Source organism: Streptomyces drozdowiczii (assembly GCF_026167665.1).
Classification (GTDB): Bacteria; Actinomycetota; Actinomycetes; order Streptomycetales; family Streptomycetaceae; genus Streptomyces; species Streptomyces drozdowiczii_A.
On the sequence record NZ_CP098740.1, the window covers coordinates 6,989,995 to 7,009,003 of the forward strand.

The 19,009-nt window shown below is 73.1% G+C and carries 1 protein-coding gene and 3 pseudogenes; all 4 read right to left on the minus strand.

Annotation, left to right across the window (positions count from 1 at the left end):
• Positions 1 to 23: 23 nt before the first annotated feature.
• Positions 24 to 3,167: pseudogene (locus tag NEH16_RS34030) on the minus strand (type I polyketide synthase).
• A 28-nt stretch (positions 3,168 to 3,195) separates the two neighbouring features.
• Positions 3,196 to 3,597: a phosphopantetheine-binding protein gene (locus NEH16_RS34035; RefSeq protein ID WP_430523785.1), complete on the minus strand. Its 402-nt coding sequence runs from the start codon at positions 3,595 to 3,597 to the stop codon at positions 3,196 to 3,198.
• Positions 3,564 to 6,341 (minus strand): annotated as a pseudogene (locus NEH16_RS31655) (non-ribosomal peptide synthetase); the annotation flags it as partial. The pseudogene NEH16_RS31655 and the gene NEH16_RS34035, both read right to left, overlap by 34 nt.
• Before the next feature lie 958 nt (positions 6,342 to 7,299).
• A pseudogene (locus NEH16_RS34040) lies at positions 7,300 to 18,988 on the minus strand (SDR family NAD(P)-dependent oxidoreductase).
• Between the last annotated feature and the right edge of the window lie 21 nt (positions 18,989 to 19,009).

The window sequence follows — 19,009 nt, forward strand, 5'->3', positions numbered from 1 at the left end:
GGCCATGGACTCGTTCATCTGGTTCAGCCTCGATCCGTGTTCATGAGCGAGTCCACATAGCTCGCCAGCGCTTCGAAAGTGGGGTGGTCGTAGACGACCGTGGCGGGCAGGTCGACACCGGTCGACTCCATGACCTTGTTCCGCAGGTCGACCGCCATCAGGGAGGTGAAGCCGAGTTCCAGCAGCGGGGTTTCGACGTTCACCTCGGACGGCGAGTCGAGGCCCATCACCTCGGCCGCGACCTCCAGAACGGCGGCCAGGATGAGCGCGGGGCGGTCCGCCGCCGGAGCCGCCGCCAGGCGGGCCGCGGTGGACGGTGCGCTGTCCTCGGGGGCCTCGTCCGCAAGCACCCGTACGGCGGTGTCGGTGCCGGAGCGCCCGGGACCGGCGGTGACCCGGGGCGCGACCTCGTCGAGCCAGTACCGGCGGTGCTGGAAGGCGTACGGGGGAAGGGCGACCGTACGGGGGCGGAGCCGGCCGTCGCGGCCGGCCAGTGCACGGAACGGCCGCCGACGTGCAGGCGGGCCAGGGCGGCCAGGAAGGCGAGGGGTTCGTCCTGGTCGCGGCGGGCCAGGGCGATGACACCGGCGCGGGCGCTGTCGGGGGTGTCCGCGAGGATCTCGGTGATCATCGAGGTCAGGACGCTGTCCGGGCCGGCCTCCAGGAAGGTGGCGACGCCCAGTTCGGCCTGTCGGCGGATGCCGGAGGCGAAGCGGACGGGGCGGCGGACGTGGTCGGCCCAGTAGCCGGGGGTGAGGAGTTCGTCCCCGGCGACGTCCCCGGTGAGGTTGGAGACGACCGGAATGGTCGGCCGCTGGTAGATGAGCTGCTGGGCCACGGTCTCGAATTCGGCGAGCATCCCCTCCATGTGCGGGGAGTGGAAGGCGTGGCTGACCTTGAGCAGCTTGGTGCGGCGGCCCTGCGCGGTGAAGGCGGCGCCGATCTCCCGTACGGCTTCCGGATCACCGGAGAGCACGACGGAGGAGGGGCCGTTCTCGGCGGCGAGGGAGACCTCGTGCTCCCGGCCCGCGAGGAGCGGTTCCGCTTCGGCGGCGGTCGCCTCGACGGCCAGCATGGCGCCGCCCCCGGGCTGGGCCTGCATGAGGCGGCCGCGGGCGGCGACGAGGGCCGCCGCGTCGGACAGCGACCAGACACCGGCGACATGGGCGGCCGCGAGTTCGCCGACGGAGTGGCCGGAGACGAAGTCCGGGGTGACGCCGAAGTGTTCGAGGAGGCGGTACAGGGCCACCTCGACGGCGAAGATGCCCGCCTGGGTGTACGCGGTCTGGTGGACGAGTTCGCCGTCGACCGCCGGGTCGTCGCCGAGGAGCACCGTACGCAGCGGGATGTCGAGGTGGCGGTCGAGCTCCGCGCAGACCTTGTCGAAGGCCTGGGCGAACGCGGGGAAGCGGGCGTACAGCTCGCTGCCCATCCCGGGCCGCTGGGAGCCCTGCCCGGAGAACACCACGGCCAGCGGCGCCTTGGCGGCCGGGTCGGGGGCGCCCTTGGTGAGGCCGGCGGCACCGGTGCCGCGGGCGAGCTTCTCCAGGCCCTGGATCAGCTGGGCGGGCTCGCTGCCGACGAGGACGGCCCGGTGGGCGAAGGGGGTGCGGCCGGTGGCCAGGGTGTGGGCGACGTCGACGGGGGCGGTGGGGGTGCGGTGCAGGTGCGCGGCGAGGCGGGCGGCCTGGTCGCGCAGGGCCTTGGGGGTCCGGGCGGCGAGCGGCCAGGCGACGGCGGTGTCGCGTGCGGCGGGGCGTTCGTCCTCCTGCGGGGCCTCCTCCACGATCACATGGGCGTTGGTGCCGCTGATGCCGAAGGAGGAGACTCCGGCGCGGCGCGGACGTGCCGGGTCGCGCGGCCAGGCGACGGGTTCCTGGAGCAGGGCGACGCTGCCGGAGCTCCAGTCGATGTGGGGGTGGGGTTCTCGGCGTGCAGCGTGCGCGGCAGGAGCTGGTTGCGCAGGGCCATGACGGTCTTGATGACGCCGCCGACGCCCGCGGCGGCCTGGCTGTGCCCGATGTTGGACTTGAGGGAGCCCAGGCGCAGCGGGCGGCCCGGCTCGCGTCCGGGGCCGTAGGCGGCCTGGATGGCCTGGCCCTCGACGGGGTCGCCGAGGGTGGTGGCGGTGCCGTGGGCCTCGACGGCGTCGACCTCGCCGGGGGTGAGCCGGGCGTCGGCCAGGGCCTCCTGGATGACCCGCTCCTGGGCGGGGCCGTTGGGGGCGGTCAGGCCGTTGCTGGCGCCGTCCTGGTTGACGGCGCTGCCCCGGATGACGGCGAGGACGGGGTGCCCGGCCTTCCGGGCGTCGGAGAGGCGTTCGAGGTAGAGGACGCCGACGCCCTCGGCCCAGCCGGTGCCGTCGGCCTCGGCGGAGAAGGACCGGCAGCGGCCGTCCGTGCTCAGCCCGCGCTGGCGGGCGAACTCGGTGAAGACGGTCGGGGTGGCCATGACCGTGACGCCGCCCGCGAGGGCGGAGGCGCATTCGCCGCGGCGCAGCGACTGGACGGCGAGGTGCAGGGAGACCAGGGAGGAGGAGCAGGCGGTGTCCACGGTGAGGGCGGGACCGTGCAGGCCGAGGGTGTACGAGATGCGGCCGGAGGCGACGCTGGCGGCGCTGCCGCTGCCGATGTAGCCCTCGAAGCCCTCGGGGCGGGGTTCAGCCGTGCGCCGTAGTCGTTGTACATGACGCCGACGAAGACTCCGGTGCGGCTGCCGCGCAGGGTCCGGGGGTCGATGCCGGCCTGTTCGACGGCCGCCCAGGCGTGTTCGAGCAGCAGTCGCTGCTGGGGGTCGATGGTGAGGGCTTCCTTGGGGGTGATCCCGAAGAGCCCGGCGTCGAAGGAGGCGGCTTCGGGGAGGAAGCCGCCGTGGCGCGTGTAGCAGGTGCCGGGGGCCTCGGGGTCGGGGTCGTAGAGGGCGTCGAGGTCCCAGCCCCGGTCGGCCGGGAAGTCTCCGACGGCGTCGGTGCCGGAGGCGACCAGCTCCCACAGGTCGTCGGGCCCGGCGACGCCTCCCGGGTAGGCGCAGGCCATGCCGACGACGGCGATCGGCTCGTGATGCCGGTCCTCCAGGTCCCTGATGTGCTGCCGGGCCTCGCGCAGATCGATCGTCATCCGCTTGAGGTAGTCGAGCAGCCTGGCGTCTTCGCCGGTCGCGGTCGTCATGTCTCCCCCTTCCCTGGTGGGTGGTGCGTCACTGGTTGTTCGTCTTGCGGATGCGGGCCGCGAGCCGGGCGGGTGTCGGGTCGGCGTACAGGTCGGCCATGGCGAGGGTCGTTCCGGTGGCGTCCTCGACCCGTTGGACGAGCTGGGCGCCGAGCAGCGAGTGGCCGCCGTGCGCGAAGAAGTTGGCGTCGGCGTCGACGTCCGTGCGTTCCAGGAGCTGCTGCCAGAGGGCGATGAGCGCGACGGTGAGCTCGTCGCCCTGGTGGGTGGTGCCGCCGGTGTCCGCGCCTCGTTGGCTGCGGAGCCGGCCGGCGAGGCTCTTGAGGGCCAGGTAGTCGGTCTTCTGGCTGACGGTGGTCGGGAATGTGTCGACGGCCAGGAATTCCTGGGGACGGCGGCGCCGGGCAGGCCGGCCCGGGCGTGTTCCCACAGCAGGTCGGCGAGGGCCGCCGGGCCGGTGTCCTGGGCGGGCTCCACGAAGGCGACGAGCAGCGGCCCGCCGGGGGCGTCCTCGTCGACGACGACGGCCGCTCCGCGCACCTGCGGGTGTTCCAGGAGTACGGCTTCCACCTCGCCGAGTTCGATGCGGTTGCCGCGCAGCTTGACCTGGCGGTCGGCCCGGCCGTGCAGGGCGAGGCGCCCGTCGGGGAGCCAGCAGGCGAGGTCGCCGGTGCGGTAGTAGCGGCCGTGTTCGGGGTGGGTGGCGAAGCGTTCGGCGGTGAGGTCGGGGCGGCCGTGGTAGCCGAGGGCGACCCCGGTGCCGGCGATGCACAGTTCGCCGCGGACGCCGACGGGCAGTTCGCGCCCGTCCGGGTCGGTGATGAAGGCCCGGGTGTTGTTCATGGGGCGGCCGATGTCGATGGCGGTGGCGCCGTCGGGGACGGTGCCGCAGGTGGAGTAGATGGTGGTCTCGGAGGGGGCGTAGGCGTTGCGCAGGGTGCAGCCGGCGGCGGTGATACGGCGGGCGAGCGCGGGCGGCATGGGTTCGCCGCCGGTGACGCCGCGCCGCCCGGCCAGCCGGTGGCCCGCCTGGTCCGCGATGAGCCGCCAGGTGGTGGGGGTGGCCTGGATGATGCCGACGTCGTGGCGTTCGAGGACCTCGAGGAGGGCTTGGCCGTCGCTGCGGGCCGCTTCGGGGGCGACGGCGATCCGGCCGCCGGTGACGAGGGGGAGGAAGAGTTCCAGGGCGGAGATGTCGAACGTGAAGGTGGTCAGCCACAGCGTCACGTCGGCGGCACCGGCGCCGAGTTCGTGGCGGAAGTGGTGGATGACGTTGGCGGCGCCCCGGTGGGTGATGACGGTGCCCTTGGGCTTGCCGGTGGAGCCCGAGGTGTAGATGAGGAAGGCGGTGGCATCGGGGCCGGGGAGGTCCACCAGCTCTTCGGCGGTCCGGTCCGCGCCCTGCGGGGGCGTGACGGGGGCCACGGCCGCCATGGGGCGCACGCTGACGGCGGGCCCGGCGGCCACGTCGATGCCGGGCGCGGCGAGGACCACGGCGGCGCCGGAGTCCTCCAGCAGGTAGGCGGTGCGCTGGGCCGGGTGGTCGGGGTCGAGGGCGAGGTAGGCGGTGCCCGCCAGCCAGGCTCCGAGGACGGCGGCGGCGAGTCGCGGGCCGCGCCGGGCGGCGAGCGCGACGATGTCGCCGGGGCGGGCTCCGGCGGCGCGCAGCAGGTCCCGGTCGGCGAGCGCGGTGTCCCACAGCTGCTGGTAGGTCGTGGTGTGTTCGCCGTCCTCGACTGCGACGGCGCCGGGGCTGGCGGCGACCGTGGCGGCGACGGCCTCCAGCAGGGTGGCGGGGGTGACCTCGGTGCCGGTGGCGTTGGCGGCGTCGATGACGGCCCGGTCCCGGGGCCCGTGCAGGGGCAGTTCGCCGAGGGGGCGGTCGGGGTCCTGTCCCAGGGCGACGAGCAGGGCGTCGTAACGCTCCAGCAGGAACTCGGTGTCGTCGCGGGAGAGGACCTCGGTGTAGAAGACGCCGCGGATGCGGATCTCCTCGGGCGAGGCGAGGAAGAAGAACTCCAGGTCGAACTTGCTGTAGCCGTTCTCGACGAGCAGCCGCCGGGCGGGGACGCCGTCGATGTCGAAGCTGGTCTGCCCGGCGTTGGGCACGTAGTTGAACAGGTGCCGGAAGACGGTGTTGCGCCAGGTCGCGCCGGTGTGCTCGATCTCCGGGAGCAGGACGTCCACCGGCACGTCGGCGTGGGTGATGGCGCCGAAGAAGGCTTCCCGGGACTCGGCGGCGAGGGCCCGGAAGCCGGCGCCCATGTCGACCCGGGCGCGCAGGGGGAGGGTGTTGACGTGGTAGCCGACCGTTCCGGCGGCGTGGGCGGGGCGGACGTTGGCGGGCGAGCCGACCACGAGGTCGGGGCCGGCGCCGTGCCGTGCGAGCAGCAGGTAGTAGGCGGCGAGGAGGACGACGGCTTCGGGGGCCCGTACCTCTCGCTGGAGGCGGCGGACGGCTTCGTGGGCCTCGGCGGACAGGGTGTGCAGGACGGAGTCGCCGGTCAGCGTGGGGTCGGGCCGGTCCTCGGTGCCGCAGTCCAGCCCGAGGGCCGAGGGGTCGAAGTCCTTCAGGTGCTCGCGCCAGTAGGCGAGGCTCTCGTCGGTGGGGGCGGCGGTGGCGAGGGCCGGCTGGGGGGCGGCGAGGTCCTCGGGCACGTCGAGACCGGCGGCGACGGCCTCGTAGACGCGGGTGAACTCGTCGAGCAGGATCGCGGCGGAGACGGTGTCGAAGACGATGTGGTGGACGACCAGGCAGAAGACGTCCCCCTCCGGGCCCTGGAGGTGCCCGGCGCGCAGCAGCGGCTGCCCGTCGAACGTGAAGGGGCGGGCGACGAGCGCGGCCACCGCCGCGTCGGTGCCGCCGGCCGCGACCGTCATGGTGCTGACGGTGGCGGCGAACCGGTCGGCCGGGACGGTCTGCTTGACGAGTCCGCCGTCCGTGCCGTGGAAGACCGTGCGCAGCGCCGGGTGCCTCCGTACCAGGGCGTCCAGGGTCTGCTGCAGCTCCCACTCCCCGAGCGGTTCCTCGGTGGTGAAGACGACCGAGAGGTTGTTGACGGCGCCGGAGGGGACGAGCTTTTCGAGCAGCCACAGCGCCTGCTCCTTGCGGCTGGCCGCCGTGAGTACGGCGTGGGCCGGGCCGTTCCCCGGGGTCTGGGCTGAGGTGAGCATTCCGGATTCCTGTCTGTGACCTGGGAGAGGGAGTACGGCCGGCCGTGCGCGCGGGGTCAGGAAGCGAGCAGGAGCTCGGTGACGGCCTGGGCAACCACGGGGCTGCTGAGCAGTTCCACATGGGGGTGTCGAAGCGGAGCTCGTCCGCGACGAGGGCGGCCTTGTGGTCCGGGTTGAGCATGCGGAACCCGTTGAGTCCGCTGGTCGCGGTCGCGGAGGTGATGGCCGTGGAGCGCAGCCAGGCGGCCGCCGGTTCGATCTGCTCGGCGGTCGAGAGGTAGGTGAGGAACGCGCCCGCGGTCTCCGTCATCTCCGCGCGGCGCCGGTCGTCCAGGCCGAGCTTGTCGCAGGCCGTCTGGGCGAGGGCGTGGTAGAGCAGGAGGAGCCGGCGGGCGAGGTCGCCGAGGCTCACACAGGTCTCCTGGGCGCGCTGTGCGGAGTCCTGGACGCGGCCGACCTCGGCGGCACCGACGGCGGGTTCCATCTGGCCGACGGCCTTGTGGAACTGCCAGTACATGCTGGCGGCCGCGGCCCGCTCCGGGTCGAAGAGGATCGTCTGCGGGAAGGAGCCCTGCCACTTCTCGACCTCCTCGGCGATGGCGGCCGCGTAGACGCTGCCCGCGCAGAACGCCAGGACGGCCTTGACCCGCTTGCCGCTGGTGCGGACCTCGTCGACCCACTGCTTGACGTACGCGTCGGCGGGCAGGTCGGGGCGGGAGGCCACGGCCGCGGGAAGGGTCTCCCAGACGGTGAAGCCGGTTCCGAGGAGCGGGACGAAGTCGCTGAAACGGGCCTCGCCACGGCCGGTCGCGTCGAAGTCGACGGCGAGGACGACCTCGTCGGTGTCGCCGGCGATGAGCTCTTTCCAGGTGCTGAGGCTGGTCATGGGGTTCCGGTTCCGTTCTGTGGTGAAGGGTCGGTCGGTTCGGGTGCTGCGGCCGGACACGGGGCTCGGGGGCTAGAAGCTCCCGCCGAACTCCTGGTCGATCAGGTCGAGCAGCTCGGTCGCGGAGGCGGACTCGATGTCGGCGGCGCCGTCCCGGGCCGCCGCGCCGTCCGCCGCCGCCCACCCGGCCAGCAGCTCTTCCATCCGGGCCGCGACGGTGCGGCGCAGCTCGTCGCCACCGGCATCGGCGGCCAGGCCCACGAGTGAGGCTTCGAGCCGGTCGAGGTCGGCGAGTACGGGCTGCCTGTCGACGGCGGGTTCGGCCAGCTTGTGGATGTACTCGGTGAGTTCGCGGGGGTTCGGGTGGTCGAAGACGAGGGTGGAGGGCAGGGCGAGGCCGGTGGCCGCGCCGAGCCGGTTGCGCAGTTCGACGGCGGTCAGTGAGTCGAAGCCGAGGGACTTGAAGGACAGGTCGTCCTCGATCCGGGCCGTGTCGGCGTGGCCGAGTACGACCGCGATGGTCGTACGGACCAGCTCCCGGACGATTTCCTCCTGTGCGGGGCGGCCCAGGCCGGTCAGCCGGTCGGTGAGCCCGGTGTCGGACGGGGTCTGCGCACCGGCGGCGCGGCGGACGGGCGTACGGACCAGGCCGCGCAGCCGGTCCGGCAGGGTGTCCGCCTCGGCCTGGGCGCGCAGTGCCGCCGCGTCGAAGCGGGCCACGACCGGGACCGGGGCCGGGTCGGCGAGCGCCGCGTCGAACAGTCCGAGCCCTTCGGCGGCGGACAGCGGCAGCAGGCCGCCGCGTCCGGCCCGGGCCAGGCCCGCCGCGTCGAGGCGGGTGGCCAGCCCGGTGCCTTCGCCCGAGGTCTCGCCCCACAGGCCCCACACCAGGGAGACCGCGGGCAGCCCCTGGGTGCGGCGCTGTTCGGCGAGGGCGTCGAGGTAGGCGTTGGCGGCCGCGTAGTTGGCCTGACCGGCGTTGCCCGCCTGGCCGGCGAGCGAGGAGAAGAGGACGAAGGCGTCCAGTTCCAGGCCGGCGGTCAGCTCGTGCAGGTGGCGCGCGGCGTCGGCCTTGGGCCGCCACACCGCCGCGAAGCGTTCACGGGTCAACCCCTGCACGATGCCGTCGTCGAGGACGCCCGCGCTGTGGACCACCGCGGTGAGCGGGTGGTCGGTCGGGACGGTGGCCAGGAGGGCGGCGAGGGCGTCGCGGTCGGCGGTGTCGCAGGCGGCCAGGGTGACGGTCGCGCCGAGGGCTTCGAGTTCGGCGCGTAGGGTGTCGGCCCCGGGGGCGTCGGCACCCCGGCGGCTGGTCAGGAGCAGGTGGCGGGCCCCGTACGCGGTGACCAGGTGGCGGGCGAAGAGCGCGCCGAGCGCACCGGTGCCGCCGGTGACCAGGACCGTGCCCTCCGGGGTGAACCGGATGGCTGCGGCGGCCTGGTCCGGCCGGGCCGGGGCGAGCCGCGGGCGGGCGGCAGCACCGCCGCTCAGGAGCAGTTCGGGCTCCCCCGCGGCCAGCGCGGACAGCGTGCCGCGTGCGGTGTCGGCGGCCGTTTCGGTGCCGGTGCCCGTGTCGATCAGGACGACGCGGCCCGGGTTCTCGGAGCCGACGACCCTGAGCAGCCCCCACATGGCCGCCGCCACCGGGTCCGTTCCGTCAGTGGCGCCCCGGCTGAGGAGGACGAGCGTGCTCCCGCCCAGGCCGTCCTCGGCGAGCCAGTACTGCACGAGTTCCAGCAGCCGGTGCACGGCCGTGCCCGGATCCGCGTCGGCGGGCGGGGCGGTCAGGATGTACTGCGGCGCGGTGCCGCCTCCGGCGACGGCCGCCGCGAGGACCCGTATGTCGTCGTACGGTCCCTGGGCGATGCCGAGCGGGCCGCGGAGCCCCGCCGGGTCGGCGCCGAGCCACACGGCCCGGTCGGGGGCGCTCTCGGCGACGGGCAGCTCGACGGGCTCCCAGCGGACGTGGTGCAGCGGCAGCCGGTCGGTGCGCAGCGCGGCGAGGGCGGCCCGGTCGGTGGCCCGCACGGTGAGCGTGTCGACTCCGCCGAGAGGAGCGCCCGAGGTGTCGGTGAAGCGCAGCCGGATGGTGTCGTCCCCGGTCGGGTCGAGGGTCACCCGCAGCGCCGACGGCGCGGTGGCGGGGGCCGTCAGCCCGGTCCAGGAGTACGGGACGCGCAGCCGCAGGCCGTCGTCGCCGGCTTCGGCCAGGGCGGTCACGACCAGCGGGTGCAGGGCCGAGTCGAGGAGCGCCGGGTGCAGGGCGTGTCCGGCGGTGGCGGTGCCGGGGGCGAGTTCGACCTCGGCGTACAGCGTTCCAGCGCTCTGCCACAGAGCGGTCAGGCCCTGGAAGGCGGGACCGTACTCGTATCCCTGGTCGGCGAGCCGCCCGTAGGCGTCGGCGAGGTCCACCGGGGTGGCACCGGCCGGGGGCCAGTCGGAGCCCGCGGTTGCCGGGTGGGCGGGCGCCTCGGCGACGAGGAGGCCCTGGGCGTGCAGGGTCCACTCGGCGGCATCGGCGTCGGAGGAGGTCTCGGGGCGGGCGTGGACGGAGAGTTCGCGGCGGCCGGAGGAGTCCGGGCCGTGGACGGTGAGCTGGATCTGCACGGCTCCGGTCACCGGGAGGGCGAGCGGGGCGTGCAGCACCAGGTCGTTGACGACGCCCGCATCGAGCTGGGCGGCGGCGAACAGGGCGAGGTCGGCAAAGGCCGCGCCGGGCAGCAGGACCGTGCCGGCGACCGTGTGGTCGGCGAGCCACGGATGGGTGGCCAGGGACAGCCGACCGGTGAACAGCACCGTCTCCGACCCGGCCACGGCCACGGCCGCCCCGAGAAGGGGGTGCGTGGTGGCGGCGAGACCGGCGGTGGACACGTCGCCGTCGGCGGGCGTGGACTCCAGCCAGTAGCGGGCGCGCTGGAAGGGGTACGTGGGGAGGTCGAGCGGGTGCTGAAGCTCGGGGAGGGCTGTGGACCAGTCGACGGGGACGCCGTGGGCCCATGCCTGGCCGAGGGACAGCAGGAGCCGTTCCAGGCCGCCTTCGTCACGGCGCAATGAGGGCACCGCGAGCGCCGCGACCGAACCGGCGGCCTCGAAGGTCTCCTGGAGGCCGATCGTCAGGACCGGGTGGGCGCTCGATTCGATGAACGTGGTGAAACCGTCAGCGAGCAGGGCCCGGGTCGTCTTCTCGAACTCGACCGTCCGACGCAGGTTTTGGTACCAGTACTCCGCGTCCAGGATCGCGCTGTCGACCACCTCGTTCGTGACGGTGGAGTAGAACGGGATCTCCGGCACCCGAGGAGCGACCGGCGCCAGAAGCCCGGCCAGCTCGGCCTGGATGGACTCCACATGCGGGGAGTGGGAGGCGTAGTCCACCGCGATACGACGCGAGCGGACACCCTCCGCGCGAAGCACCGTGACCAGCTCGTCCAGGGCGCTGTCCGTGCCTGAAACGACCGTGGAGGACGGGCCGTTGACCGTGGCCACACCCAGGTCCTCCGGCCACCGCATCAGGTACGAGCGGACCGCGTCGGCGGGCAGCGCGACCGAGAGCATCCCGCCCCGGCCCGCCAGGGCCTTGATCGCCCGGCTCCGCAACGCCACCACGAGAGCGCCGTCCTCCAAGGACAGCGCACCCGACACCACGGCCGCCGCGATCTCGCCCTGCGAGTGCCCCACGACCGCGTCCGGGACGACTCCGTAGGAACGCCATGCTTCGGCGAGGGAGACCATGACCGCCCACAACGCGGGCTGGATCACGTCCACCCGCTCCAGCAGACCCTCCGCATCACCCTCCAGCAGTACCGGCAGCAGCTCCCAGTCCGTATGAACCGACAGGGCACGCGCGCACTCCTCAAGCCGCGCCCGGAACACCGGCGACGCCTCGAACAGACCCGCCGCCATACCCACCCACTGCGAGCCCTGACCGGGGAACACGAACACGGTCTTGCCCCCCGCGACCTCACCGGTCACGGCTCCGGCGGACTGGTCGCCTGCGGCCAGTCCGCGTACCGATCGGAGCAGTTCCTCGCGGTCCGTGCCGACGGCGACCGCCCGGTGCGCGAAGGGCGTACGCGTGGCCACCAGTGCGGCACCCACCTCGGACGCCGCCGCCTCGGGGTGGCTGTCTGCGAACGCCGCGAGCCGCGCGGCCTGCTCTCGCAGAGCGGCCGGGCTCTTCGCCGCGATCACCCACGGCGCGACCCCCTCGGCCACGGGCGCGGCGGGCTCGTCCGCCGCCGGAGCCTCGGGAGCCTGTTCCAGGATTACGTGGGCGTTCGTACCGCTGAAGCCGAAGGACGAGACGGCCGCGCGGCGCGGGCGGTCCAGCTCGGGCCACGGCTGTTCCCGGGTCAGCAGCGCGACCGCGCCGACCTCCCAGTCGACGTGCGGGGTCGGTTCGTCCACATGCAGCGTGCGGGGCAGCACCCCGTGCCGCATGGCCTGCACCATCTTGATGACGCCGGCGACACCGGCAGCGGCCAGGGTGTGCCCGATGTTGGACTTCAACGAGCCCAGCCACAGGGGCTGTTCGGGGTCCCGCTCCTGCCCGTAGGTGGCGATCAGGGCCTGCGCCTCGATGGGGTCGCCGAGCTTGGTGCCCGTACCGTGCGCGTCCACGACGTCGACGTCGGCGCCGGTCAGGCCCGCGTCAGCGAGGGCCTGCCGGATCACCCGCTGCTGCGAGGGGCCGCTGGGAGCGGTCAGGCCGTTGCTGGCGCCGTCCTGGTTCGTCGCCGAGCCCCGGAGCACGGCCAGCACCTGATGTCCGTTGGCCTGTGCGTCGGATAGCCGCTCCAGCAGGACCAGGCCCACGCCCTCGCCCCATCCGGTGCCGTCGGCCGTGGAGGAGAACGCCTTGCAGCGGCCGTCGGGCGACAGGGCACGTTGCCGCGAGAACTCCACGAAGTTGATGGGTCCCGCCATCACCGTCGCACCCCCCGCCAGGGCGAGCGAGCACTCGCCCCTGCGCAGCGCCTGCGCCGCCAGGTGAAGGGCGACCAGGGAGGAGGAGCAGGCCGTGTCCACGGTCAGCGCCGGACCCTCCAGGCCGAGGGTGTAGGAGACCCGGCCGGAGGCGACGCTGGTGGTGGTGCCGGTGGAGACGTACCCCTCCAGGCCCTCGGGGAGCCGGTCCAGCCGGGTCACGTAGTCACCCGTGATGACGCCCGCGAAGACTCCGGTGTCGCTGCCGCGCAGCCGGTCCGGGTCGATCCCGGCGCGTTCGAGCGTCTCCCAGGCCGTCTCAAGGAGCAGGCGCTGCTGCGGGTCCATGGCCAGCGCCTCGCGCGGGTTGATGCCGAAGAAGTCGGCGTCGAAGGTGTCGGCGTCGCGCAGGAAGGCGCCCTGCCGGGTGTACGAGGTGCCGGTGGCTTCCGGGTCGGGGTCGTAGAGGCCGTCGAGGTCCCAGCCGCGGTTCTCCGGGAAGCCGCCGACGGTGTCCACGCCGCCCTTCACGAGCTGCCAGAGGTCTTCCGGTGTGGTGATCCCGCCGGGGAAGCGGCAGCCCATGGAGACGATGGCGATGGCGTCGTCTCCACCGGCACCCGCTGGGGCCGTGGTGGCGGGGGCCGGGGCGGGGGCCTGCGTGCCGAGCAGCGTGTCGCGCAGGTGGGCGGCGAGCGCGCCGGGGGTGGGGTGGTCGAAGATCAGGGTCGGGGTGAGGCGTTGGCCGGTGGCGGCGCCGAGCCGGTTGCGCAGCTCGACGGCGGACAGCGAGTCGAAGCCGAGCGTGGTGAAGGTCCTGCTCGGGTCCAGCACGGCGGCGTCGGACCGGCCGAGCACGGCGGCCACCTCCTCCCGGACCAGGTCCAGCAGCAGCCGGTCCTGCTCGGGGCCGGCAGTGTGGCGAGGCGCTGGGCGAGCGAGGTGGCACCGGTCGCCCCGGCCCGGGCGGCAGCGGCTCGGCGTACCGGTGTACGGACCAGGCCGCGCAGGAGCGGAGCGAGTGAGCCGCTCTTGGCGCGGGCCCGGAGGGCGGTGGTGTTCATCGGTACGGCGAGGAGCGCGGGCCGGTGGTGGCCGAGCGCGGCGTCGAAGGCGGCCAGGCCCTGCTCGGCGGTGATGGCGGCGGTGCCGGTGTCGGCGAGCCGGTCCAGGTCGGCCCGGGCGAGGGTGCCGCCCATGCCGCCTGCCTGGTCCCAGAGTCCCCAGGCGAGGGAGGTGGCGGGGAGTCCTTGGGTGTGGCGGTGGGCGGCGAGGGCGTCGAGGAAGGTGTTGGCGGCGGCGTAGTTGGCTTGTCCGGCGTTGCCGAGGATGCCGGCGGCGGAGGAGTAGAGGACGAAGGCGGCGAGGTCGGTGTCCCGGGTGAGTTGGTGCAGGTGCCAGGCGGTGTCGGCCTTGGGGCGCAGGACGGTGTCGAGGCGTTCGGGGGTGAGGGTGTCGATGGTGCCGTCGTCGAGGACGCCCGCGGTGTGGATGACGGCGGTGAGGGGGTGGTCGGTGGGGATGGTGTTGAGGAGTGCTGCGAGGGCGTGGCGGTCGGCGGTGTCGCAGGCGGTGAGGGTGACGGTTGCGCCGAGGGCTTCGAGTTCGGCGCGCAGGGTGTCGGCGCCGGGGGCTTGGGGGCCGCGTCGGCTGGTGAGGAGGAGGTGGCGGATGTCGTGGTGGGTGACGAGGTGGTGGGCGAGGAGGGTGCCCAGGGTGCCGGTGGCCCCGGTGATCAGGACCGTCCCCGCCGGATCCAGCTCACGCGGCAGCGAGAGGGCGACCTTGCCGATGTGCCGGGCCTGGCCCAGGAAGCGGAAGGCGTCACGCGCGTACCGGACGTCCCACGACCGGACCGGCAGCGGGTGCAGGGCGCCCGCCTCGAACAGGTTCCTCAGCTCGCCCAGCATCTCCTGGATCCGCTCCGGGCCGGCTTCCATGAGGTCGAAGGCCCGGTAGGCGATGCCCGGGTGCTCCTGGGCCACCCGCTCCGGGTCGCGGACGTCGGCCTTGCCCATCTCCAGGAAGCGGCCGCCGTGGGGTTGGAGGCGCAGGGTGGCGTCGACGAACTCCTTGGCGAGGGAGTCGAGTACGACGTCGAAGCCGTGTCCTTCGGTGGCGGTGGTGAACTGCTGCTCGAAGTCGAGGGTGCGGGAGTTGGCCAGGTGGGTGTCGTCGAAGCCGAGCGCGCGCAGGGTGTCCCACTTGCCGGGGCTGGCCGTGCCGAACACCTCGGCGCCCAGGTGCCGGGCGATCTGGGTGGCGGCCATCCCGACCCCGCCCGCCGCCGAATGAATGAGCAGCCGCTCACCCGCCCGCAGCCCCGCCAGATCCGTCAGCCCGTAATACGCCGTCAGGAAGACGATCGGGGTAGCCGCCGCCTCGGTGAACGTCCAGCCGGTCGGTACGTGGCCGAGCGTGCGGTGGTCGGTGACGGCGACGGGCCCGGCGCCGTCGGAGAACAGGCCCATCACCCGGTCGCCCACGGCGAGGGAGGTGACCCCGGGACCGGTCTCCAGGACGACGCCCGCGCCCTCGCTGCCCATCGGCGCCTCACCGGGGTAGCTGCCGAGGGCGATGAGGACATCGCGGAAGTTGGCGCCCACGGCCCGTACGGCGACCCGGACCTGGCCTGCGGCGAGCGGTCCGGTGGCGTCCGGTGACGGGACCAGGGCGATGTTCTCCAGGGTGCCCTTGCCGGTGCTGCCCAGGCGCCATGCACCGGTGCCGTCGGGCGGGGCCAGTACGCCGTCGGCAGCGGTCCCCCGGGCGAGTCGGTTGACGTACACCGTGCCCTGGCGGAGGGCGAGTTGGGCTTCCTCGTCGGTGGCGGACACGGCGACGGCCAGTGCGGCGGCGTCGGCCGGATCGTCCGGAGCGAGGTCCAGCAGGACGAACGCGTCCGGGTTCTCCGTCTGCGTGGCACGCACGAATCCCCATACGGCGGCGCCGGCCAGATCGTCCAGCAGGTCGCCGCGGTGAGTGGCGACGGCGCCGGTCGTGACGACGACGAGCCGCGAATCCGCGGACCGGCCCTCGGCCAGCCACTGCTGCGCGGCCTCCAGGACGTACGCGAGAGCGCCACGGGTCTCCTGACCGGCCGGGACCGGCAGGAACACCGTCTGCGGCACCGGGCCCTCGGCGGCGAACAGGGCCGTCAGGTCCGGGTGGCGCACGGTTTCCCCGCCGAGTCCGGCGGCCAGCTCCGGCCCGGGCGCGCCGATCACGGCCGCGACCGGGGCGTCCGGGGTCCCGGACTCGTCAGCCCGTACCGGGGTCCAGTCGACGCCCAGCAGGATTCCCTCGTCGGCGGCCTGCGGCTCGGTGCCGATCGGCCGGAGCACCAACTCACCGATGGTCGCCACCGGCTGCCCGGTCTCGTCGGTCGCGCTGATCCGGACGGTGTCGGGGGTGGTGGGGGTGAGGTGGACGTGGAGGGTGGTGGGGTGGGTGGCGTGGAGGGTGATGTTGTTCCAGGCGAAGGGGATGCGTTGGGTGGTGTTGTCGGTGTTGGTGGTGTTGAGGATGAGGGGGTGGAGGGCGGCGTCGAGGAGGGCGGGGTGGAGGGTGTGGTCGGTGGGTTGGGTGGGGGTGGGGAGGTGGATTTCGGCGTAGAGGTCGGTGCCGTGGTGCCAGAGGTGGGTGAGTCCTTGGAAGGCGGGTCCGTAGGTGTAGCCCTGGGTGGCGAGGTGGTCGTAGATGTCGGTGAGGTCGTGGGGGGTGGCGCCGGTGGGGGCCAGGTGGGGGTGCGGGGGGTGCGGGTTGGGTGTCGGGGGTGAGGGTGCCTGAGGCGTGGGGGGTCCAGGTGTCGGTGGTGTCGGTGCGGGAGTGGATGGTCAGGGCGCGTCGGCCGGTGGGGTCGGGGGGTTCGACGGTGACCTGGAGGCGGGTGGGGGTGTGGGGGTGAGGGTGAGGGGGGCGGCGAGGACCAGGTCTTCGATGGTGGTCAGGCCGGTGAGTTGGGCGGCGTGGAGGGCGAGGTCGACGAACGCGGTGCCGGGCAGGAGGGTGGTGCCGGCGATGGTGTGGTCGGTGAGCCAGGGCAGTCGCTGGTCGCTCAGGAGTCCGGTCAGGACGAGGTGTCCGGTCTCGGCGATCTCGACGGCGGCGCCGAGCAGGGGGTGCCCGCCGGTGTCGAGTCCGGCCGCGGCGACATCGGTCTGGTCGACCGGGTGGAGCCAGAACTCCTCGTGCTGGAAGGCGTAGGTCGGCAGATCCACGCGGGTCCCGCCGGGCAGGAGAGCGGTCCAGTCGATGTCCGTGCCGCTGGTGTAGGCGGTGGCCAGGGCTTGGAGCAGGGCGCGGGGCTCTTCGCTGCGGGCGTTGAGTACGGAGGCAGCGGCGGTCGGGGTGTCGAGGGTGCTTTGGACGAGGGATGTCAGGACCGGGTCGGGGCCGAGTTCGAGGTAGGTGGTGATGCCCTGGGTGTCCAGGGTGCGGATGCCATCAGCGAAGCGGACCGCCGCACGGATCTGGCGGGCCCAGTACGCGGGGCTGGTCAGCTCGTCCGCGACCTGGCCGGTCACGTTCGATATGACCGTGATCCGGGGTTCGTTGAACGTGAGTGAGCGGATCGTCTCCTCGAACTCGGCCAGGGCGGTGTCCATGTGCGCGGAGTGGAAGGCGTGCGAGACCGTGAGCCGCTTGACCTTGACCCCACGGCCACGGAACAGCTCCTCCAGCACCTCAACCGCGTCCGCGTCACCGGACACCACGACCGCTGCGGGACCGTTCACCGCCGCGAGGGACACGCCCTCAACCAGTTCGGGCAGAACATCGGCTTCCGGGGCGGCGATCGCGAGCATCGCTCCGCCCGCACGGGCGGCCTGCATCAGCCTGCCTCGTACCGCGACCAGCGCACACGCGTCCTCCAGCGAGAACACCCCCGCCGCATACGCGGCGCTCACCTCACCGATCGAGTGACCGATCAGCGCATCAGGACGCACCCCGAACGACGACACCAGCCTGAACAGGGCGGACTCCAGCGCGAACAGCGCGGCTTGGGTGAACCGGGTCTGATCCAGCACCGGATCACCCCCGAACACCACATCCTTCAGCGACCGGCCCAGATGTCCATCCAGGTATGAGCACGCCTCATCGAACGCTTCCGCGAACACCGGGAACGCCTCATACAGCTCCCGCCCCATCCCCGCCTGCTGGCACCCCTGCCCCGTGAACAAGAACGCCGTCCGCGCCGGCCCGGCAGGGCCCGTAACGCGAACGTTTTCCAGTGCGGCGACCAGCTCGTCCCGGGCCGCGCCCACCACCACCGCGCGGTGCTCGAAAGCAGTGCGGGCGGACGCCAGCGAGTACCCGACATCGAGCAGCGACGCGTCAGAAATACGTACGAACTCGGCGAGCTTGCCCGCCTGCGCACGCAGCGCCTCCGCACTCCGCCCGGACACCACCCACGGCACCAGTCCCGGTCCCGCTTCCTGTACGGCAGGTTCCTGCTCGGGGCCTGTTCCAGGATGACGTGGGAGTTCGTCCCGGAGATCCCGAACGACGACACCGCCGCACGGCGCGGCCGATCGACCTCGGGCCAGGGACGCTGTTCGGTCAGCAGCTCGACCGCGCCCGCGGACCAGTCGACATGGGAACTCGGCTCCTCCACATGCAGGGTCCGGGGCAGGATCCCGTGCCGCATGGCCATGACCATCTTGATGACCGCCGCGACACCCGCCGCGGCCTGCGTGTGACCGATGTTCGACTTCAACGAACCCAGCCACAACGGCCGCTCCGCCGAGTGCTCCTGCCCATACGTCGCGATCAGCGCCTGCGCCTCGATCGGGTCACCCAGCCTCGTCCCCGTACCATGCGCCTCGACCACATCCACATCCGCGGCCGACACCCGAGCATTCGCCAACGCCTGCCGGATCACCCGCTGCTGCGAAGGACCATTCGGCGCCGTCAGACCATTGCTCGCACCGTCCTGATTGACCGCCGAACCCCTGATCACCGCGAGCACCGGATGACCGTTGCGCCGCGCGTCCGACAGACGCTCCAGCACCAGCCACCCCACACCCTCGGAGAACCCGGTGCCATCCGTGTCGTCCGCGAATGCCTTGCAGCGGCCGTCCGGGGAGAGCCCTCGCTGACGGCTGAACTCCACGAAGATGCGCGGCGTGGACATCACGGTGACGCCGCCGGCCAGGGCCAGTGAGCTCTCGCCGCGCCGCAGGGACTCAGCCGCCAGGTGCAGGGCCACCAGGGAGGCGGAGCAGGCGGTGTCCACGGAGACGGCCGGGCCTTCGAGACCGAAGGTGTACGCGATCCTGCCGGAGGCGACACTGGTGAGGACGCCGGAGCCGACGTAGCCCTCGACATCGGCGGGGACCCTGTCGACCTCGGGCGCGTAGTCCTGCGGGATGGCGCCGGCGAAGACTCCGGTGTTGCTGCCCTTCAACGCCTCGGGCACGATCCCGGCCCGCTCGAACGCCTCCCACGCCGTCTCCAGCAACAAACGCTGCTGCGGATCCATCGCCAACGCCTCACGCGGCGAGATACCGAAGAACTCCGCGTCAAAACCCGAAGCCTCGTACAGGAACCCGCCCCGACGCGTCATCGACTTACCCGCCACGGCCGGATCCGGATCGAACAGACCCTCCACATCCCAGCCACGGTCCGACGGGAACTCACCGACCGCGTCCCCACCCCGCTCGACCAGATCCCACAAGCCCTCCGGAGACGTCACACCCCCGGGGAACCGGCACGCCATACCCACGATCGCCAACGGCTCATTCGCCCGCTCCTCCACATCGGAGAGGCGGCGGCGTGTCTGCTGAAGATCAGCCGTCACACGCTTGAGGTAGTCGCGAAGCTTGTCTTCATTCGGCATGCAGAGCCATCCCCTTGGGCT